This window comes from Deinococcus ficus, assembly GCF_003444775.1.
GTDB lineage: Bacteria > Deinococcota > Deinococci > Deinococcales > Deinococcaceae > Deinococcus > Deinococcus ficus.
The window spans coordinates 2,568,076-2,586,050 of the sequence record NZ_CP021081.1; the positions used below are offsets into that span (position 1 = coordinate 2,568,076).

Annotated in this window: 16 protein-coding genes; 7 read left to right on the forward strand and 9 right to left on the reverse strand. The window is 71.4% G+C overall.

Annotated elements, in window-relative coordinates; translation table 11 throughout:
• The first annotated feature begins 6 nt into the window (after positions 1–6).
• Positions 7–939: a pseudouridine-5'-phosphate glycosidase gene (locus DFI_RS12580; protein ID WP_027463812.1), complete on the forward strand. Its 933-nt coding sequence runs from the start codon at positions 7–9 to the stop codon at positions 937–939.
• A gap of 11 nt (positions 940–950) precedes the next feature.
• Here the strand turns inward: DFI_RS12580 and DFI_RS12585 are convergent, their stop codons facing one another.
• Both DFI_RS12585 and DFI_RS12590 read right to left on the reverse strand, forming a co-directional pair.
• Positions 951–1,325, reverse strand: coding sequence for a hypothetical protein (locus tag DFI_RS12585; protein ID WP_051308137.1), 375 nt, complete (start codon positions 1,323–1,325; stop codon positions 951–953).
• A 76-nt stretch (positions 1,326–1,401) separates the two neighbouring features.
• Positions 1,402–2,451 carry a bifunctional nicotinamide-nucleotide adenylyltransferase/Nudix hydroxylase gene (locus DFI_RS12590; RefSeq protein ID WP_027463813.1) on the reverse strand — a complete coding sequence of 350 codons (1,050 nt, stop codon included), beginning with the start codon at positions 2,449–2,451 and terminating at the stop codon, positions 1,402–1,404.
• A 98-nt stretch (positions 2,452–2,549) separates the two neighbouring features.
• On the opposite strand from DFI_RS12590, the gene DFI_RS12595 reads away from it, so the two are divergent.
• The 5 genes from DFI_RS12595 (at position 2,550) to DFI_RS12615 (ending at position 6,604) form a co-directional block, all read left to right on the forward strand.
• Entirely contained in the window at positions 2,550–3,455 is a 906-nt protein-coding gene (locus DFI_RS12595; protein WP_081425946.1) for a DUF1206 domain-containing protein, read from the forward strand.
• A 119-nt stretch (positions 3,456–3,574) separates the two neighbouring features.
• Complete coding sequence (locus DFI_RS12600) at positions 3,575–3,913, forward strand: methylglyoxal synthase (protein ID WP_420810881.1); 339 nt, start codon at positions 3,575–3,577, stop codon at positions 3,911–3,913.
• A gap of 53 nt (positions 3,914–3,966) precedes the next feature.
• On the forward strand, positions 3,967–5,079 hold the full coding sequence (locus DFI_RS12605) for a PP2C family protein-serine/threonine phosphatase (RefSeq protein WP_051308141.1): 1,113 nt from the start codon (positions 3,967–3,969) through the stop codon (positions 5,077–5,079).
• A gap of 35 nt (positions 5,080–5,114) precedes the next feature.
• Positions 5,115–5,492, forward strand: coding sequence for a RidA family protein (locus DFI_RS12610; RefSeq protein ID WP_027463816.1), 378 nt, complete (start codon positions 5,115–5,117; stop codon positions 5,490–5,492).
• 236 nt (positions 5,493–5,728) lie between these two features.
• A complete protein-coding gene (locus DFI_RS12615; RefSeq protein ID WP_051308145.1) occupies positions 5,729–6,604 on the forward strand; it encodes a PSP1 domain-containing protein in 876 nt (291 codons plus the stop codon).
• Positions 6,605–6,614: 10 nt separating this feature from the next.
• Here the strand turns inward: DFI_RS12615 and DFI_RS12620 are convergent, their stop codons facing one another.
• From DFI_RS12620 to DFI_RS12635, 4 genes are all read right to left on the reverse strand, one after another.
• Positions 6,615–7,358: a metallophosphoesterase family protein gene (locus DFI_RS12620; protein ID WP_027463817.1), complete on the reverse strand. Its 744-nt coding sequence runs from the start codon at positions 7,356–7,358 to the stop codon at positions 6,615–6,617.
• A gap of 55 nt (positions 7,359–7,413) precedes the next feature.
• Complete coding sequence (locus DFI_RS12625; protein ID WP_027463818.1) at positions 7,414–7,683, reverse strand: hypothetical protein; 270 nt, start codon at positions 7,681–7,683, stop codon at positions 7,414–7,416.
• Between the two features lie 17 nt (positions 7,684–7,700).
• Positions 7,701–8,183, reverse strand: a complete 483-nt coding sequence (locus DFI_RS12630) for a flavin reductase family protein (protein WP_027463819.1) — start codon at positions 8,181–8,183, stop codon at positions 7,701–7,703.
• A gap of 76 nt (positions 8,184–8,259) precedes the next feature.
• Positions 8,260–9,855 carry a glycoside hydrolase family 10-like protein gene (locus DFI_RS12635; protein ID WP_027463820.1) on the reverse strand — a complete coding sequence of 532 codons (1,596 nt, stop codon included), beginning with the start codon at positions 9,853–9,855 and terminating at the stop codon, positions 8,260–8,262.
• Between the two features lie 662 nt (positions 9,856–10,517).
• Between DFI_RS12635 and DFI_RS12640 the strand changes: the two genes are divergently transcribed.
• Positions 10,518–11,618, forward strand: a complete 1,101-nt coding sequence (locus tag DFI_RS12640; protein WP_162899079.1) for a PxKF domain-containing protein — start codon at positions 10,518–10,520, stop codon at positions 11,616–11,618.
• A 62-nt stretch (positions 11,619–11,680) separates the two neighbouring features.
• Here DFI_RS12640 and dnaX read toward each other — a convergent pair whose 3' ends face one another.
• The 3 genes from dnaX to DFI_RS12655 all read right to left on the reverse strand — a co-directional run bounded on the left by dnaX (position 11,681) and on the right by DFI_RS12655 (position 17,922).
• Complete coding sequence (gene dnaX / locus DFI_RS12645) at positions 11,681–14,047, reverse strand: DNA polymerase III subunit gamma/tau (RefSeq protein ID WP_118375891.1); 2,367 nt, start codon at positions 14,045–14,047, stop codon at positions 11,681–11,683.
• Between the two features lie 207 nt (positions 14,048–14,254).
• Entirely contained in the window at positions 14,255–17,443 is a 3,189-nt protein-coding gene (locus DFI_RS12650; RefSeq protein ID WP_027463823.1) for an efflux RND transporter permease subunit, read from the reverse strand.
• Positions 17,440–17,922, reverse strand: a complete 483-nt coding sequence (locus tag DFI_RS12655; protein ID WP_043779081.1) for a MarR family winged helix-turn-helix transcriptional regulator — start codon at positions 17,920–17,922, stop codon at positions 17,440–17,442. Before DFI_RS12655 ends, DFI_RS12650 begins: the two co-directional genes overlap by 4 nt.
• Between the last annotated feature and the right edge of the window lie 53 nt (positions 17,923–17,975).

Below are 17,975 nucleotides of genomic sequence, written 5' to 3' on the forward strand. Positions count from 1 at the left end.
CTGCCCATGACCCAGATCACCCCGACCGCCCTGCCCTACCTCGACCTCCACCCCGAAGTGCACGCCGCCCTGCAGGCCGGGCAGCCGGTCGTGGCGCTGGAAAGCACCATCATCAGCCACGGCATGCCGTTCCCGCAGAACGTCGAGATGGCCCGCAGCGTGGAAGCCATCGTCCGCGAGCACGGCGCCACGCCCGCCACCATCGCCGTGCTCGGCGGCCGCCTGAAAGTCGGCCTGACCGAGGACGAACTGCACCTCCTCGCCACCGACCCCGCCGTGCAGAAGATCAGCACCCGCGACCTGCCCGTCACGGTCGCGCTGGGCGGTCACGGCGCCACCACGGTCGCCAGCACCATGCGCATCGCAGCCCTGGCCGGCATCCGCGTGTTCGCCACCGGCGGCACCGGCGGCGTGCACCGCGGCGCGGGCAGCACCATGGACATCAGCGCCGACCTGCTGGAACTCGCCCGCACCGACGTGTGCGTGGTCAGCGCCGGCGTGAAGAGCATCCTGGACATCGGCCTGACCCTGGAAGTGCTGGAGACGCAGGGCGTGCCCGCCATCACCCTGGGCAGCGAGGAATTCCCCGCGTTCTACTCCCGCCAGAGCGGCTTCCGCTCCCCCCTGACCGTGCACACCGAAGCCGAGGCCGCCCGCGTCCTGAAAACCAAATGGGATCTGGGCCTGGCGGGCGGCGTGATGATCGCCAACCCCATCCCCGAGGAAGCCGAGATTCCCGCCGCGGACATCGACCCGCACATCACCCGCGCCCTGGCCGACATGGACGCGCTGGGCCTGACCGGCAAGGACACCACGCCCTACCTGCTGGGCCGCATCGTGGAGATCACGGAGGGCCGCAGCCTGGGGGCCAACATCGCCCTGGTCAAGCACAACGCCGCCACAGCCGCCCGCATCGCCCGCGAGTACGCCCGGCTGTAACCCCCGGGGCCTTACGGCCCGGGCCTGAACCGCAGCGCCGACCAGCGGGCGTCCAGCGCGACCATCGCCACCGGCTGCCAGCCGCACGCGCCCTGCACGTCCTTCCAGATCGTGTCGCGGTTCAGGTCCACGCCCGCCCTGGCGCCCCCTTTCGGGTAAGCCACACACACCGGCACGCCGGGCATCCCGCCCGCCAGCACCTCAAGGAAGCGGGGCACGACATCCGCCTGCCGCTCCACGAACACCAGCACCACCCCCAGTCCCGGCGCGTCCACGGCCAGTCCGGCCAGGGCCGCCGGGGCGTGCCACACCTGCACGCCCATGCCGGACTTGACCCGCATCTTCCTCAGGACGTCCGTCCTCACCGCGTCATCCATGCCGGTCATTCTCCAGGGTCCTGGCGGTCAGCCGCGCGTCCGTTCGAGGGCGGTCGCTCGCTTCTCCTGATGCGCTGACGCCGGTTTATCCGCGCATGAGGAAGTGCTCAATGATCGCGTGGTGGTCCTCGAAGAACACCTCGGGGTGGCGCAGGGCGTCCGCGAGCGGCATCCACAGGGCGTCGCTGGCGTCGCTGCCGCCCTGCAGCGGCGGCAGGTGCCCGATGCCCAGGTCGAAGTGGAAGGCGTGGGTGACGGTGCGCCCGCGCTGGCTGCGGTCGGGGTAGTCGAACACCTGCTGGGCCTTGAGGTGGGTGTGCAGCGGCGTGCTGGGGCTCAGGCCGGTTTCCTCGTGCACCTCGCGGATGCAGCATTCCAGCAGGGTTTCCTTGGGTTCCAGGAACCCGCCGGGCATGGCCAGCCGCCCCAGGCCGGGCATGTGCCCGCGGCGGATCAGGAGGACGTGGCCGCTGCGGATGATCACGGCGTCGGTGGTCACGAACACCGGGGGGAAGGGCGCGTCTTTCCAGGCGGCGCGGTAGGTGCGCAGGTAGTCGTACTCATCTTTCAGGGCAGCGTAATCGGCGGTGCGGGCGAAGTCCTGCAGGAAGGTACCCACGGCGGGCGGGACCATGGCGGCCACGTCCGCCGCACGGCCCTCGAAGTAGGCGTTGCGGACCTGCGTGGCGCTCAGGTCGCTGATCACGTGCGTGGGAATGAACTCCCAGGCGGGAAAGGAGCGCAGGTAGTAGCTGCTCTCGTCCTTGATGTGCCCGATCAGGGCCACGTCGGTGCTGCCGTGCGTGTGGGCCTGCACGCCGGCCTGCACCTCGGACAGCCATAGGCTCTCGTTGTAGAAGTAGTCGCGGACCTGCACGAACAGCAGCCGGCTGCGGGACACGCCGGCCTGCTGGAGCATGGTGGTGATCAGGTGCTGGCGTTCGTCGGCGGTGAAGGGGTTCTTGGTGTTGCGCGCCGCGCGGGCCGACCCGATCACGACGATCAGTTTCTGCACGCTCTGAAGAGCCTCGAGCATCACCTGCAGGTGGGCGTGGTGCGGGGGTTCGAAGCGGCCGATGTACACCCCGAAGGTGCGTTTGCGCCGGGGAGCCGGCGGGGCGGCGGAGGAGCTCATGGCGTTCATGATGCGCCCTGGGGCGGGCAGGGCGGTGAAGTTTTCACGAACGCGTTCCGGCCCGCCCGGCCGGCCGCGGGCGGCACACTGAACCCATCATGGACGTCAAGAATTCCGGGAAGGGTGTGGCGCGGGGCGTGAAGGCCGGCGCGCAGCACGTGGGCGCGGCGGGGCAGGCGGCCGCGCGGGAACTGACGCACGAGGCCGCCCCGCAGCTGGAGGCGCTGGCCCGCGTGGGGTACGCCAGCAAGGGCGTGGTGTACGGCACCATCGGGCTGCTGGCGCTGGGCGTGGCGCTGGGGCGCGGCGGGGCCACCACGGACGCGCAGGGGGCGCTGCTGAGATTGCAGGACCTGCCGCTGGGCACGGCGCTGGTGTGGCTGCTGGTGCTGGGCCTGGTCGGGTACGCGCTGTGGCAGCTGATCCGCGCGGCCCTGGACCCCGAAGGGCAGGGCACGGAGGCCAAGGGGATCGTGAAGCGCGTGGGGTACGCGGTCAGCGGCGTGGGAAACCTGGCGCTGGCGCTGTTCGCGGCGCGGCTGGCGATGGCCGGCTCGGCCGCGCGCAACCAGGCGAGCGAGGCGCAGACGGCCCGGGAGGTTCTGCAACTGCCGGGCGGGCAGCTGCTGCTGGGCCTGGCGGGCGTGGCGCTGCTGGCCGTGGCGGGCAGCGGGCTGTACACGGCGTGGGGGGCGAAGTTCATGAAGCGCTTGAACTTCGCCGGCGCGCCGAAACCGGAGCTGCTCAAGCGGATCGGGCAGGTGGGGATCGCGGCGCGGGCGGTGATGCTGGCCATCATCGGGGCGTTCCTGCTGGTCGCGGCGTGGCGCAACCGCGCCGGGATCGTGCCGGGCATCTCGGAGGTGCTGACGTGGCTGCGTGAGCAGCCAGCCGGGAACGTGCTGCTGTTCGTGCTGGCCCTGGGCACGCTGCTGTACGGCGTGTGGTGCGTGGTGCAGGCGCTGTACCGCCGCATCCGGGTGGAAGGGAGCGCGGCCTCGTGACCGGCCGCTCCTCGTCCCCGGACCTGCCGGCCCCGGCCGTGCAGGAACCCGTGCCGCAGCTCGCGACGCGGGTGGAGGTGGCTCTCATCGCGCACGACCGCAAGAAACTGGAACTGGCGATGTTCGCCCTCCGGCACCGCGAGGTGCTGGGCGCGTTCCCGCTGGTGGCGACCGGCACCACCGGCAGCGTGCTGCAGAAGCAGGCAAACCTGACGGTGGAGCGCGTGCTGTCCGGGCCGCTGGGCGGCGACCAGCAGATCGGCGCGCGCATCGCGCAGGACCGGGTGCTGGCGGTGTTCTTCTTCCGGGACCCGCTGACCGCGCAGCCGCACGAACCGGACGTGTCGGCGCTGGTGCGGCTGTGTGACGTGCACGACGTGCCCCTGGCGACGAACCCGGCCACGGCGGAGGCGCTGGTGGCGTGGCTGGCCGCGCGGGGGCACGACCGGAACGGATGACGCCCCGGGCAGGCGGGGCGGAGGGAGGCAGGAGCGTGGCTTATATTGGCCTCATGCGCGGCCCGGCGACCCCGTCCCTGTCTTTCGGGGCGCTGTCTGATGTCGGCATTCAGCGGCAGGGCGGCATCAACCAGGACGCCGTGCTGGCGCAGAGCCTCCCGAACGGGGGGCTGTTTGCCGTCGCGGACGGCATGGGCGGGCACGCTGCCGGCGAGCTCGCCGCGAATCTCGCGCTGGATACCGTCCGGCAGCAGCTTGCCCCGGGCCTGCACCGCTCGGCCGCGCCGGTACGCCTGGCCGAGGCGGTGCAGGCGGCGAACATGGCGGTGCTGCGTCACGCGGTCGGGGAGTACGTGGGCATGGGCACCACCCTGCTGGTCGGGCTGGTGGACCGCGGGGCCCTATTGATCGCGCACGTGGGTGACTCGCGCGCGTACCTGCTGCGCGGCGGGCAGCTGTACCGCCTGACCGAGGACCACTCCTGGGTGGCCGAGCAGGTGCGCCTGGGCCACCTGACCGAGGAGGACGCCCGGCAGCACCAGTGGCGCAGCGTGGTCAGCAACGCCCTGGGCGCCGAGGAACGCGTGCGGCTGGAACTGTACGGCCTGATCCTGAAGACCGGGGACCGCGTGCTGCTGTGCTCCGACGGCCTGAGCAGCGTGGTGAAGGAATCGGCGCTGCTGACCCAGCTCTCGGCCGGACATCCTCCCAAAGACACCGCCCAGCGCCTGATCGCCGCCGCGAACGCCGGCGGCGGGCCCGACAACATCACGGCCGTGGTCGTGGACGTGGAACGCGAGGGCCGCCCGCCCGGGTACGAACTCCCGGTGCGGCGCAGCGAGGGCCCGGTGCACGTGGACGTGCTGGTCAACACCCAGAAGGGCAACAGCATGCAGACGTACCTGCTGCTCACCCTGGCGTATTTCACGCTGCTGGGCGTGATCCTGCTGCCCAGCAGCCGCACGCTGGTGGGCACGCTGGGCGTGGCGGTCATGGTGGGCCTGATGGTCGCGCAGCGGCTCTCTCTGGCCCGGCAGGCCCGGGCGTTCCTGGCGCAACCCGCTGCCGCGCGGGGCCGCCCCGGCAGCCCGGACGCCCCCCGGGCCCGCACGGACGAGGACCCGCGCCGCTCCACCGGCTCAGCGTCCTCCCGGGGCGGCCGCTGACGCCGGCCGGGGCGCCCGCCCGCTACAGTGGGGTCATGAAAGACGTCATCAGCACGACGGAAGCGCCCGCCGCGATCGGCCCGTACAGCCAGGCGGTGTCGTTCGGGAACCTGGTGGTCACCAGCGGCCAGATTCCCCTCAGGCCCGACGGCACGCTCGTGGAGGGCGGCATCACCGAGCAGACCGAACAGGTCCTCCAGAACCTGAAGGCGGTCCTGGCCGCGGCCGGCACGGACCTCGCGCGCGTCGTGAAAACCACCGTGTTCCTCGCCGACATGAACGAGTTCGCCGAGATGAACGCCGTCTACGAGCGGCACTTCCCCGCGCCCTCCCCCGCGCGCAGCACCGTGCAGGTCGCCCGCCTCCCGCGGGACGTGCGGGTGGAAATCGAAGTGCTCGCCGAACGGCACTGAATTCCCTGCCGGGCAAGGAGAGTGGGCGAAGGGACATCCCTTCGCCCCTGTCCATTTGACGGCGCGGACAGACCGAGTCCCTGGGACTGCCTTTGCCGGACGCGCTCTGAGGTTGGATGGCCTCACCCGTTCACGGGCGGCCGGTCACTCCTCCTCCTTCGTCACCGTCGGCGGACCGGCTCATTTGTGCCTCGGGTCTTGGCACGGCGCGGCCGGGCGTGACATTGTGCGCGGTGATGGTTGTCCTCCCTGTGCGCTTTGAACGGAGCCCCCGCCTGCACCCGATGCTGAGCGAGGACGCTCACCCGGTCGGCACGCGGGTGGTGGTGCAGGGCAAGCGCGGCCCGGAGGTGGCGGTGGTGCGCGGTGAGGCGCAGGAGCGCCGGCCGCAGGAACGGTACGGCACGGTGCTGCGCGCCGCCACGCCGGACGATCTGGCGCTCTGGGACGACCTGCACCGCCAGGGCGAGGACCTGAAGTGGCTGCTGCGTGCCCGCGCCCGCGAGCGGGGCCTGCCGGTGAAACTGGTGGCGGTGGAGTTCACGCTGGACGAGAGCCTGGTGACCGTGAGTTACAGCGCGGACGAGCGGATCGAACTGACCGGCCTGATCGGCGAGGTGCGGGCGCACACGCGGGCCCGGGTGAATTTCGCGGCGGTCGGGCCGCGCGAGCAGGCGCAGATGATCGGCACGCTGGGGGCGTGCGGCCGGGAGAACTGCTCCAGTCATCACCTGCAGGAGTTCGCGCCGGTGAGTATCCGTATGGCGCGCGACCAGCAGCTGCCGCTGAACCCGGAGAAACTCTCCGGGCCCTGCGGGCGCCTGCTGTGCTGCCTGCAGTTCGAGCACGGGCAGTACCTGGACCTGCTCAAGGACCTGCCGCGCAAGAACGCCCGGGTGTGCCACGACGCGAGCGGCGCGTGCGGGAAGGTCACGAAACTGCACCCGCTGGCGGGCACGGTGGACGTGCACACCGAGCAGGGCGTGCTGACGGGCGTGCCGGCGGGTGAACTGCGCCGCGCGCCGGAAGAGGCGCGTCCCGCTCCGGAGAAGAAGCCCCGCCGGACGGAGGGCGCCCGCAAGGACCGCACGTCGGACGCCCCGCCCAGCTGAGGGCCTGGGTTCAGCTGGCGGGTTCGCCGGTGCGGGCGCGGCGTTTCTGGTACGCGCCGGTCAGCAGTTCGGCGATGTACTCCTTGGTAAAGGGCATGCCGCTCGCCTCGGCGGCGCTGATCTCTTCGTCGCGGTCGTAGATCAGGCGCACGTACGTGGCGCTGTGATTGGGCGTGCGCTCGTCGAACTCCAGGATCAGGTAGCTGGGCAGGGTGCTGTCCAGCGGGTTGCCCACGCTGCCGCAGTTCAGCAGGGGGCGGCCTTCCACGTCCAGCATCAGAGTTTCGTGCGTGTCGGCGTACACCAGGGCGTCGGCGTGCTGGTGCAGGCCGTACTGCGGGTTGGGTTCGAAGGCGCGGAGCTGCTCGGGCAGGCTGCTGTGCGGGTACAGGCGGTGGAACAGGCCGTGGCTGCTGGCGTGCACGAACCGCCACCAGGCTCCCGCGAAGCTCTCCTCGATGCCGTACGGCAGGCCGGACAGGTAGGCGAGGTCGTCCACGCTGAGTTTGCTGCGCGGCCACAGGTCCTGCGGGCGGTGCGTGGCGCCGGCCACGCGGGCGTCCCAGTTGCCCTGGATGACGCGCGCGGCGTGCTCGCGGGTCCAGTCCAGCACTTCCTTCGGGCGGGGGCCCTTGCCGACCAGGTCGCCCAGCACCCAGATCTCCGTCACGCCGCGCCGCTGAATGTCGGCGTGAACCGCGAGCGTGGCCGCCAGGTTGGCGTGCAGGTCCGCGAGGATGGCGAGGCGAATCATTCCCGGCAGTGTAGCCCGCGCCCGCGCCCCGCCCGGTCGCAAGTGGCCGGCACGGTCAGGGCGCGGCGGTCAGGGCGCTGAACATCCGGTACGTGATCAGGGCCGCGAGCAGCAGCCCGGCCGGGAGGAACCACCCGGGCACGCGGCCCGGGCCGTGCGTGGCGCCGCTCCAGGCGAGGCGCAGGTTGATCAGCGCAAACGCCAGCAGGAACGCGTCCAGGGCGTCCACGCGGCGGCCCCCGCCGAGGTCCAGCGGGTACCCGGCGACGAAGGTCAGCGCGGTGAGCGCCGCGGCGACCAGCAGGGACGGCAGGAAGGGCGGCACGGCGGGCGCGGGGCGGCTCAGCCGAGCTCGTGGTACTGCCCGCGGAAGTACACGAGCGGATCGTCGTCGGTGTAGCGGCTGTACTCGATCAGGCCCAGGTACAGGGTGTGGTCCCCGGCGGGAATCACCTGCTGCTTGCGGCACACCAGCTGCGCGATGGCCCCGCCGATCAGCGGCAGGCCCTCGTGCTCGAACCAGGGGATGCTCTCCTCCGGCCCGGGCCGGCCGGCGAAGTGGTCACTGAGAGGACGCTGCGCGGCCGAGAGGACGTTCACGCCGAAGTGCGTGACCTCCGCCTCGTCCAGCAGGGTCTTCATGTGGGCGCGGTTGTCCACGCTGATCAGGATCAGGGGCGGGGTCATGCTCACCGACACGAAGGCGCTGGCGGTCATGCCGCGCCGCTCGTCCCGGTCGGCGGCCGTGATGATGGTGACGCCGCTGGCGAAGCGGCCCAGCGTCTGCCGGAACTCGAACGGCTCAATTCCCGCGTGGTCGGTCATGAGAGCAGTGTAACGCGCTCCCCCCTTCGGGCCCGGCGCCGGCATGGTAGTCCTGGACGGCCCGCGGCCCCGTCGCTCAGTTCTCGGGGGGCGGGGGAACGTCGTCGCCGTCCTTCACGGGTTCGGGCGGCGCCACCGGCGTCTGGATGACCGGCACGGCCACCGGCTTCATCTCGCGCACGAACAGGTTCGGCACGCGCACCACGCCGCGCGCCGGCACGGTGTCCACCCACAGCTGCCCGCTCACGCGGATCTCGGTCCTGCCGGCCGGCAGGGCCAGGAAGCCGTAGTAGCCGTTGCCGTCCGTGCGGGTCTCGCCGACGACCTTGCCGTTCTGGCTGGCGCGCACCAGCTGGTAGCCGGGAATGCCGGTGCCGTTGATCTTCCCGTACAGCCCGCGCGTGCTGGGCGGCGCTTCCTTCCATGCCAGCGGCGCGGCCAGCGCCCCGCCGGGCACGGTCAGCGCGGCGCGCACCAGTTCCAGGCCCTGCGCGGTGCTTTCCTTGGCGTTAAACACGTTCAGGGTGGGCGTGCGGTACGAGTACCCCACCCAGCCCAGGCCCAGCTTCACGCTGCGGGCCGCCTGCGACGCCGTGACCTCCGGCGAGTTCAGGTACATGGCTGTGCCCGCCGCCACGCCGCCCGTCAGGCCGTCGGCGCGGGCCGTCATGCTGCGCGCGAAGGCGTTCCAGCCGTCAAACCACACGCCCTGCTCGTTCACGCCGTCCCGCTTGTAGTTCATGGGGACGTTCAGGTCGATCAGGCCCTGCTTCACCCAGGTCGGCCAGTCCTGAAAGACCTCGGTGTACGTCCGCGTACGCCGGAATGCACCCAGGTCCCCCGGCGCCGGCGGGCGGGTGTAGGCGATGGTCGCCGCACTCACCCACAGTTCCGGCCGCACCGCCTTGACCTCCAGGCTGATGCGGCGCACCAGCGCCGTGACCTGATGCCGTTTCCACTCCTGCCAGGTGCCGTCATTCCCGGCGGGCGTACCTTTCTGCCCGGTTTCCGTGCGGTACCGCGCGAGCACCTTCGGGTCGTACCCCCAGTTCCCGCCGTCCGGGTACCGAATGCGGTCCAGCTGCACGCCGTCCACCGGGTAGTTCTTCACCACACTCACCAGCCCCGCCACCACGTAATCGGCCGCCGCGGGAATCCCAGCGTCCAGCCAGCCGTCGTTGCCCTCCTGCCAGGAGCCGTCCTGCCGGCGGGCCATCCACGAGTCCTTGCTGGTGGGTCCGTGCGTTTTCATCACGTGCTGCGGGCTGGTGTTCGGCGTGGCGGTGTTCGCGATCCCGGTCACGCTGGCCCACGCGATCACGCGCATGCCCCGCGCCTGCGCCGCCGCCGTGATGAACCCCAGCGGATCGAAGTTCTTCTCCAGGTCCTTGTCCGTCACGACCGGCAGAGTGCTTTTCAGGCACAGACAGTCGCCGCGACGGATGGCCTGCACGAACAGCGTGTTCACGTTCATGCGCGCCGCGTCCTCCACCACCCGCTGCGCCTGCGCGCGCGTCTTCAGGCCCGGCCCGAACGCGTCCACCCACAGGCCGCGCAGGTTCCCGCCCACCACCGCAGCGGCCGGAGCAGAAGAAGGCGTCGTCGCCTGGGCGCCGCTCACGCCCAGCGTGAACAGGCCCAGCATTAGGGCAAGGCGGGAAAACAGACTCATGTGCCCGGGCAGGCTAGCGCACCCCCCTGACCCGCACGTGAACGCCCCGGCCGCGCAAGAAGTTCACTCCCGCGCCTCCCCCAATGGGGTGATTGATCCACGACTCATCAGGGGCACACACTGTGAAAAATCACAAAGTCTGGGAGGCGACGACCTCTGCTCCGTAACGCGGTCACCTGGGGCAGGGCGAGCCAGTGGTGAGCCCGCCCCAGCGTGGAGGATTCATGCAATCAGCCCGCCCTGGACGCCCTGCCCCCGCCGCCAGCCTCCTCACCCTGCTGCTGCTTGCCGCCTGCGGCACCACCCCCATCGCCACCGCGCCCAGCAGCGAGAGCCTGACCATCACCGCTGGTGCAGACGCGCCCCGGAGCAGCGTCTCCGTGAAAATCCTTTCCGACGCGAGCTTCACTTCTCTCATAGCAACTGGTTCGCAGACATCCCCTCTTTCAATGAGCGGGTGTGCTACCACACCAACACCTGAACAACCCAGTATCCGCGTCTCATACTCCGTGACTGGAAGACAAGGCGGGACAGCCAAGCTAGGATTCCCTACGAAATTTACGTATGAGAACGGAGCATGGCAATCGTCTGGCATCATCTGGAAAGATGTGGTGGCGCCTTCTAGAGACAAAGACTCATCCAGCGGGTATTCGTCAGTCACGGTGACTTCGGAACCGATCACGCTTGCGGTCGGCTCCACCAACGCCAGCGGTGACCAGATCCTCAGCTTCAAACCAGAGGTGTCCAACGAGGGCATCAGTCAGGGGAAACTCGAAGTGAATTCATCAGCCACGGTCACTGTGTCCTTCACCACCTGTGCTCCGCCTCCACCTGCCTCCACCGTACTGGACAACAAGGCCCCAGTGCTCACCGTCCCGCAAGATTTCAGTAGAGAAGCCACCGGTCGCGTTACGGTCGTGGACTTCGCGGAGCAGTTGTCGGCAATAGACAGGGAGGAGGGCAATCTGACCGACAAGATCACCTGCACGCCTGTCAGTGGCAGCGGCTTCGCGGTGGGCGCGACTCTGGTGACCTGCTCTGTCAGCGACTCCGGCAAGCGCCTGCGGACCGACGGCAGCGCCGGGCCGGACGGTGAAGTCCTGACAACCACAGCCTCCTTCACGGTGACGGTGGAGGACAACACGGCGCCAGACCTGACGGTGCCCCAGGGCACAGTCTCCATCCCAGCAATCGACATCAACGGCGTGTCTCCTGATTACAGCAAGTGGGTGAGCGCCTGGGACCTCGTGGACGAAGAGGAGACGCCCATGCCCGTGTGCACGCCCGCCAGCCTGCCCATCGGCCTTGAACAGACGGTAGAGTGCACCGCCACGGACAGCCGGGGGAACCGGTCCGACCCGCAGAGCTTTACCGTGAACGTGACGTTCGCCAGCGCCTCCCGCGGCCTGCTGCAACCCGTCAACGACACGCGCAATGGCCTGCCGATCAGCCTGTTCAAGGCCGGGTCCACCATCCCTCTGAAGTTCCTGCCGCCCACCTTCGCGGGAGGAGATGCAGCGACCGGGCTGGCTGGCGGGCTGCGGCTGGTCGTGACGACGGTACCGGCCAGCGGGAACAGTGCTGAGGAGGAAACCACGGACCTGTCCAGCGGCAGTACGGCGTGGCGGTATGACCTCACGGCCGGACAGTACGTGTTTAACCTGAGCACGAAAAATCCCTTCTTCCGCGCTGGTATGGGTTACCGTGCGGAGATCAGCTTCCAGGGCGTGCCGGTCGCCAGGGGGGACTTCCGCTTGAAGTAAGCGGCCTGAGCAGACAGGGCGCTCCGACCACGAGTTGTCGGAGCGCCCTTCGTTGTTGATGTTCAGCTGTCGCTGTCGCCGGCTTCTTCCTCGGGCGGGGGGGCGTCGGTGGGGTCGGGGGCAGCCTGGATGCGGCGGTTCTTGCCGATCTCGCGCACGCGGCCGGAGAAGCGGCCCCGGATGTCCTCATACATGGGGTGCGCGCGGATGTCCCCGATCACCGCGCGGGCTGCCGGGGCGGTGGCCGGGGTGGGCGCGGGGGCAGGGGCAGCGCGGGGGGCGGGGTCCGGGCGTTTGGGCACGAATTCCGCGAAGGGGGAGTCGTCCAGGTCCGGCGCGGCTTCCAGCAGCGGGCCGCCCACGTTGCCGCCGATGTCGCCCCAGTCGGGTTCCTGCGTGATGGCTTCCACCACGTACAGGTCCCGGGACTGGCCGGGCGGGGTGATGCGGTCGCCGCCCTGCGCGTCGGCGGGGGCGGGCGGCCCGTCCGTGAGGGGCTCGGCGTCCCACGGCTCGGGGGAGGGGGCCGGGAGGGGCGCGGGGGCCGCGTCGTCCGGGCTGGGCGGCGGCACGCGCACCTCCGCCCGGGCGGTGGGGGCGAGGCTGGGGCGGGTGAGGGTCGCCACCGGGGCCCCGCGGGCGGGAGGGCGGGGGGGCAGGCCGGGCGTGAGGGGCACCGGTTCTGCCGCCGTGGCCTGTGGGGTCTCCGGGCGCGCGTGGGGCAGCGGCGGCTCGGCCGCGGCGGACGCGGACGGGGGCACCGGGTCGAAGGCCGGGCCGCGGGCGCTTCCGCGGCGCGGCGCCGGCTCAAAAGGGGCGACGTCCGGCCCGGGCGGGGTGGGCTCGGCGGCCGCGCGGGCCGGGGGGGTGGGGGCGGGCGGAGGTGCCGCGCTCATGCCCGCCGTTCCGGGAGTTCCGCCCAGGGTCACCTTGCGGCTGCCTTCCGGGGCGATCAGTTCGAAGGTGACGGGGCCGAACACCCGCTGGACGAGTTTGGCGACGTCATCGAACTTCCCGACGATCTGCTTGGCGTGGAAGGCGTTGCGGTCGTCGTAGGTGAGGCTGACGTATCCGGGTTCGGCGTGCGTCCGGGCGGGTTTCAGGAAGGCCTTCATCTGGATGCTGGCGTGCCGGACGACGTCCGTCCAGCTGCCCTGCACGGGCGCGGCGCTCAGGCCGGCAGCGGCGTCCTGCACGACCTCGCGGGCGGGCGCGGGGCCGCGGCGGGCCCCCGGGTCGAAGTCGGGCACGGCCGCGGCGGAGGCGGCGGGGCGGGGGCCGCTGGCGCGCAGCGTGGCGAGTTCCTTCTCCAGGCGGTTGAGGCGCTGGACGAGGTCGGTGGGCACGCTGGCCGCGGCCGGTGCCGCAGCATGCGTGGAGGCTCCGGCCGGGCTGCTGTCGGCGGCGAGCAGGGCGTGCGTGAGGGCCAGTTCCAGGCTCTGCTGGTCGGCGCTGCGGGCGAAGCGGGCGCCCTGTTCGTCCAGCGCGGCCTGCAGTTTGAGCAGCCGGGGCAGGTCGGCGCCGTCCAGGCGGCCGTCCGGGGTGAGGCCCAGTTCGGCGTGCAGGGCGGTGCCGAACGCGGCGACAAGCCCCTCAACGATGGTGCGGGCGGCGAAGCCGTCGCGGTAAAGCTGCGCGGCGCCGCCCAGGGCGCTGGCGGCGTCCCCGAGCACGAGGCCGGCGGCGATGGCGCGCACGCGTTCGCCGGGCGGGAGGCCCAGGGCTTCTTCCACGCCCGCGCGGGTGACAGCGCTGCCGGCGGCCAGCATGCGTTCCAGGAGGCTCTCGCCGTCGCGCATGGCGCCGTCGGCGAGGCGGCCGATCAGGTGCAGGGCGTCCGGTTCGGCGCTCACCCCTTCTTTCTGGGCGAGGCCGGCGAGTTTCCCGGCGATCTCCTCGGCGGTCAGGCGCCGGAAGCGGTAGTGCTGGCAGCGGGAGAGGATGGTGGGGATGATCTTTTCCGGTTCGGTGGTCGCCAGGATGAAGATGACGTGCCCGGGCGGCTCCTCCAGTGTTTTCAGGAGGGCGTTGAAGGCCGCGCGGCTCATCATGTGCGCCTCGTCCAGGATGTAGATCTTCTTGCCGCCGCGCATGGCGGCCAGGGAGACCTTCTCGCGCAGGTCGCGGACGTCGTCCACGCTGTTGTTGCTGGCGGCGTCGATCTCCATGACGTCCGGGTGCGAGCCGGCGCGCACGCTCAGGCAGGATTCGCACTCACCGCAGGGTTTGAGGCCCCCGCTCGTGCAGTTGGCGGTCATGGCGATCAGGCGCGCGGTGGTGGTCTTCCCCACCCCGCGCGGGCCGCTGAACAGGTACGCGTGCCCGACCCGGCCCTGTTCCAGGGCGCTGCGCAGCACGTCCTTGACGTGTTCCTGCCCGACCACCTCGTCCCAGCGGATGGGCCGGGCGCGCTGGTAGATGGCGCTCACCGCGTCCCCCGGGGCCGGGCTGCCGGGGCGGGTGCGCGCCGCGGGGAGGGCGGGGGCGTGCGCACGGCAGTCGGGTGGGGGGCGCGGTGGTTCACGACCTCAGTCTAGTGGGCCGGGGGCGGGGGCGAGGTGACCGGAAGCACAGCGCCCCCCGCCAAACAGAGGGCGGCCGGGGACGAACCCCCGGCCGCGCTGGCACCACGCCGATCAGTTCACGGTGGCGGGTGCGGGCTCCGCGCCGCGGCGGTCGCGGACGCGCTGCTGCCGGCGCCCCTGAAGCAGCAGGTACAGGGCGGGCACGACCGCCAGGGTCAGGAAGGTGCTGGAGGTCAGGCCGCCGATCACGGTGATCGCCAGCGGCTGGCCCACGATCCCGGCGCTCTCGCTCAGGCCCAGGGCCAGCGGCACCAGGGCGAAGATGGTCGCCAGGGCGGTCATCAGGATGGGCCGCACGCGCCGCGCGCCGCCCTCGATCAGTGCCTGCCGGACGTCCAGCCCGCCGGTGAGCAGCCGCTCGACGAGGTCGATCAGGACGATGGCGTTGGTCACCACGATGCCGGTCAGGAGCAGGAACGCGAACATGGTGCTCAGGCCCAGCGGCGTGCCGGTGGCGGCCATCAGCGGGAACGCACCCACCGCGATCAGCGGAATGCTGATCAGCAGGATCAGGGGCGTGAGGAGGCTGCGGAAGGTGGCGACCATGATCAGGTACACCAGCCCGATGGCGGCCACGATGGACAGGCCCAGGCTGCTGAAGGCCTGGTTCTGCTGTTCGGTCACGCCGCCCAGGCTCCAGCTCGCGCCGTCGGGCAGGGGAATGTCCTTCAGGGCGGCCTTCACGGCGGCGTTCGCGGCGCCGATGTTGCTGACGGTCGGGTCGGCCTGCACGGTGGCGAGGCGCTCGCCGTTCTCGCGGCTGAGGCTGACCGGGGACGCGCTGCGCTCGATGCGGGCCACGTCGCCCAGGGGCACGTCGGTGCCGGCGGCGCTGCGCAGCGGCAGGGCGCGCAGGTCGTCCACGCTGTCGTACTGCCCGTCGGGGTACACCACGCGCACGTCCAGGCGCTCGTCGCCGCGGGGCAGGCTGGTGGCGACCTTGCCGCTCAGCGCGGCCTGCACGGCGCCCACCGCCTGCACGCCGATCACGCCGCGTTTCACGGCCTCCTGGCTGTCCAGGCGGATGCTCAGCTGCGGCTGGGATTCGCGGACGCTGGACCGGACGTTCTCGATTTCCTTCACGTCCCTCAGCGCGTCGGCGATGCGGGCACTGGCGGTGTTCAGGTCGGCGACGCTCTCGGCCTGCACGTTCACCTTCAGGCTGTTCGAGAAGCCCCCGGACCCGGCGGCGCCCTGCGTGACGTTCACCTCGCCGGGCACGCCGCGCAGGGCGGTGCTCACGCGTTCCGTCAGGGCGTCCAGGTCATGGTCGCCCTCGGGAATCAGCGTGAGGCGGATGGGCGTGCCGCCGGCCCCGCCGCCCCCCAGCGCCGCGAACGGCCCGCTGGCGGACCCGACGGTGGTCTCCACGCTGCTCAGGCCGCTCACGCCCCGCAGGCGGCGTTCGAGGTCGGTGGCGACCGTGTCGGCGCGGGCCAGGCGGGTGCCGGCCGGCAGGGTCACGGCCACCTGAATGCGGTCGGACTCGCCGGGGTCGATGAAGTTGGTGGGGATGCGGCCCACCAGGGACACGCTGCCCACCAGCGCCAGCAGCGCCAGGGTGAGCGTCCAGCCGGGGCGGCGCGTGACCCAGGTGATCACCGGGGCGTACAGCCGCTCGATGGTGCTGACCCGCGCGGGGCCGCGCGCCGGCCGGGAACGCAGGAACAGGCCACCCAGGAGGGGCACCAGCGTGAACGCCACCAGCAGGCTCGCCAGGATGCTGAGGGTCACGGCGAGCGCCAGCGGCCGCAGGAACTCGCCGGCCACGCCGCCCACGAACGCCAGCGGCAGGAACACTGCGACGGTCGCCAGGGTGCTGGACAGCACCGGGGAGGCGACCTCGCTGGCGCCCTCGTACGTGGCGCGGGCGGGGCTGAGGCCCTGGTCGAGCTTGTGGTAGATGTTCTCCACGACCACGATCGCGTCGTCGATCAGGCGGCCCAGCGCGACGGTCAGGCCGCCCAGCGTGAGCACGTTCAGGGTCAGGCCCTGGGTGTACAGCAGGATCAGCGCGACCAGCAGAGACACCGGAATGCTGAGCGCCGTGATCAGCGTGGCGCGGCCGTTACGCAGGAACACCGCCACGACCAGCACCGCGAACAGCGCCCCGAAGGCCCCCTCGGTCAGCAGGCTCTTCACGCCCTTCTGGATGGGCGTGGCCTGGTCCTCCACGATCTGCACCTGGGCGCCCAGGCGGTCCCCGGCGCCGTTCAGGACGCCCTTGACGGCCTCGGCGACCTGCACGGTGTTGGCGTCCTGCGTCTTGTATACGGCGAGGCCCAGCGCGGGCTGCCCGTCGAAGCGGGTGATGCTGCCGGCCGGCGCGGTCACCAGCTCGACGTCCGCGACGTCCGAGAGCAGCACGGGCCGCAGCGGCACACCGGCCGTGGGAGCAGCGGCGGCGGCCGGAGCGCCGGGGGCACGGGCGGTGGGGGCGGCCCCGGCGGCCAGACCGGCGCGTGCGGCCGGCGGCAGGGCGCTGAGGTCCGGCGCGGCGCCCACGACCACCCCGGAGAGCGCGGCGATGGTGCTGGCCGCGCTGTCGATCTTCACCGGGAGTTGCAGGTCCCCCTGGGCCAGCGTGCCCACCGGGAAACTGAGCGGCGCGGCCTGGAGGGCCTGGGTGACGCTGTCGAAGCTGAGGTTCCGGGCCTTGAGTTCCTCGGGCTTCAGGGTGACGCGCACCTCGGGGTCGCCGTTGCCGGTGACGTCCACGCGGGACACCCCGGCGACCGCCTCCAGTTCCGGCACCAGCCGCGCGGCGACCTGCTGCTGCAACGCCTCGCCGGCCTTGCCGCCTGCGGTCGCCACGAGGTTCAGGATGGGCGCGTCCCCGAAGCGGATGGCGGCCACGTTCGAGTCGGTGGCGCTGTCGGGCAGCTGGGCGCGCACGCGGTTCACGGCGGAGTTCACGCGCGCCTCGGCCTGGTTCAGGTCGGTGCCGAAGCGGAAGTTCAGCACGATCACGCTGACGTTCTCGCTGCTGGTGGAACTGTAGCTGTCCAGGTCCTTCAGGTTCGCCAGGGCCGATTCCAGCGGGCGGGTGACCTGGGCTTCGACCTCGTTCGGGGCGGCCAGGGGGTAGGGCGTGACGACCGTCACGACCGGCAGGTTGATGTCCGGGAGGAGTTCCTGCTTCAGGCTGCGGGCGGCGAACACGCCGAACACCACGACCAGCAGGGAGGCGAGCAGCACCACGGAGGCGTTGCGTTGCGTGAAGCGGATCAGTGCATTCATGGGTGGGGTCCTGTGCAGGTCGGGGGGGTCTCGGGGCTGCTGAGGCGGTCCAGGGCCGTGAGCAGCACGCTCAGTTCGGCGGGGCTGAGCTGCTTTAGGCGCGCGCCCAGCCGGTCGTGCATGATCGCCTCGGCGCGGTCCAGCAGGGCCTGCCCCTCCGTGGTGACGGTCAGGCGCACGCGGCGGGAGTCCTGGGTGTCCACCTGCCGGGTGATCAGCGCCTGGGAGTGCAGGTCGGTCAGCAGCCGGCTCAGCAGGTTGGGGGGGATGCCCAGGCACTCGGAGAGCGTTTTCGGATAGTGCGCGCCGTCCCGGATGGTGTTCAGCAGGAAGTACGTGCGCGGGTCGGTGTGCGCCCCTTCGGCGAGCAGCGGGCCGAGCTCGTGACCCAGGTCGCGATGCAGCCGCCAGATGCTGGTCATGAAGCGCATTGCGGCGGCCTTCAGGTCGGGTGGGTGGGGGTCCGGGGAATCGGTCATGCGAGAAGCGTACTCGATTTAGTTCACTTTGAAGAATAATCCGGCTTACTGAA

Bases quoted from the DNA above. Each gene is read 5' to 3' on its own strand.
- DFI_RS12580 (WP_027463812.1), top strand. From the start codon at position 7: ATGACCCAGATCACCCCGACCGCCCTGCCCTACCTCGACCTCCACCCC.
- DFI_RS12585 (WP_051308137.1), bottom strand. From the start codon at position 1,325: ATGACCGGCATGGATGACGCGGTGAGGACGGACGTCCTGAGGAAGATG.
- DFI_RS12590 (WP_027463813.1), bottom strand. From the start codon at position 2,451: ATGAGCTCCTCCGCCGCCCCGCCGGCTCCCCGGCGCAAACGCACCTTC.
- DFI_RS12595 (WP_081425946.1), top strand. From the start codon at position 2,550: ATGGACGTCAAGAATTCCGGGAAGGGTGTGGCGCGGGGCGTGAAGGCC.
- DFI_RS12600 (WP_420810881.1), top strand. From the start codon at position 3,575: ATGTTCGCCCTCCGGCACCGCGAGGTGCTGGGCGCGTTCCCGCTGGTG.
- DFI_RS12605 (WP_051308141.1), top strand. From the start codon at position 3,967: ATGCGCGGCCCGGCGACCCCGTCCCTGTCTTTCGGGGCGCTGTCTGAT.
- DFI_RS12610 (WP_027463816.1), top strand. From the start codon at position 5,115: ATGAAAGACGTCATCAGCACGACGGAAGCGCCCGCCGCGATCGGCCCG.
- DFI_RS12615 (WP_051308145.1), top strand. From the start codon at position 5,729: ATGGTTGTCCTCCCTGTGCGCTTTGAACGGAGCCCCCGCCTGCACCCG.
- DFI_RS12620 (WP_027463817.1), bottom strand. From the start codon at position 7,358: ATGATTCGCCTCGCCATCCTCGCGGACCTGCACGCCAACCTGGCGGCC.
- DFI_RS12630 (WP_027463819.1), bottom strand. From the start codon at position 8,183: ATGACCGACCACGCGGGAATTGAGCCGTTCGAGTTCCGGCAGACGCTG.
- DFI_RS12635 (WP_027463820.1), bottom strand. From the start codon at position 9,855: ATGAGTCTGTTTTCCCGCCTTGCCCTAATGCTGGGCCTGTTCACGCTG.
- DFI_RS12650 (WP_027463823.1), bottom strand. From the start codon at position 17,443: ATGAATGCACTGATCCGCTTCACGCAACGCAACGCCTCCGTGGTGCTG.
- DFI_RS12655 (WP_043779081.1), bottom strand. From the start codon at position 17,922: ATGACCGATTCCCCGGACCCCCACCCACCCGACCTGAAGGCCGCCGCA.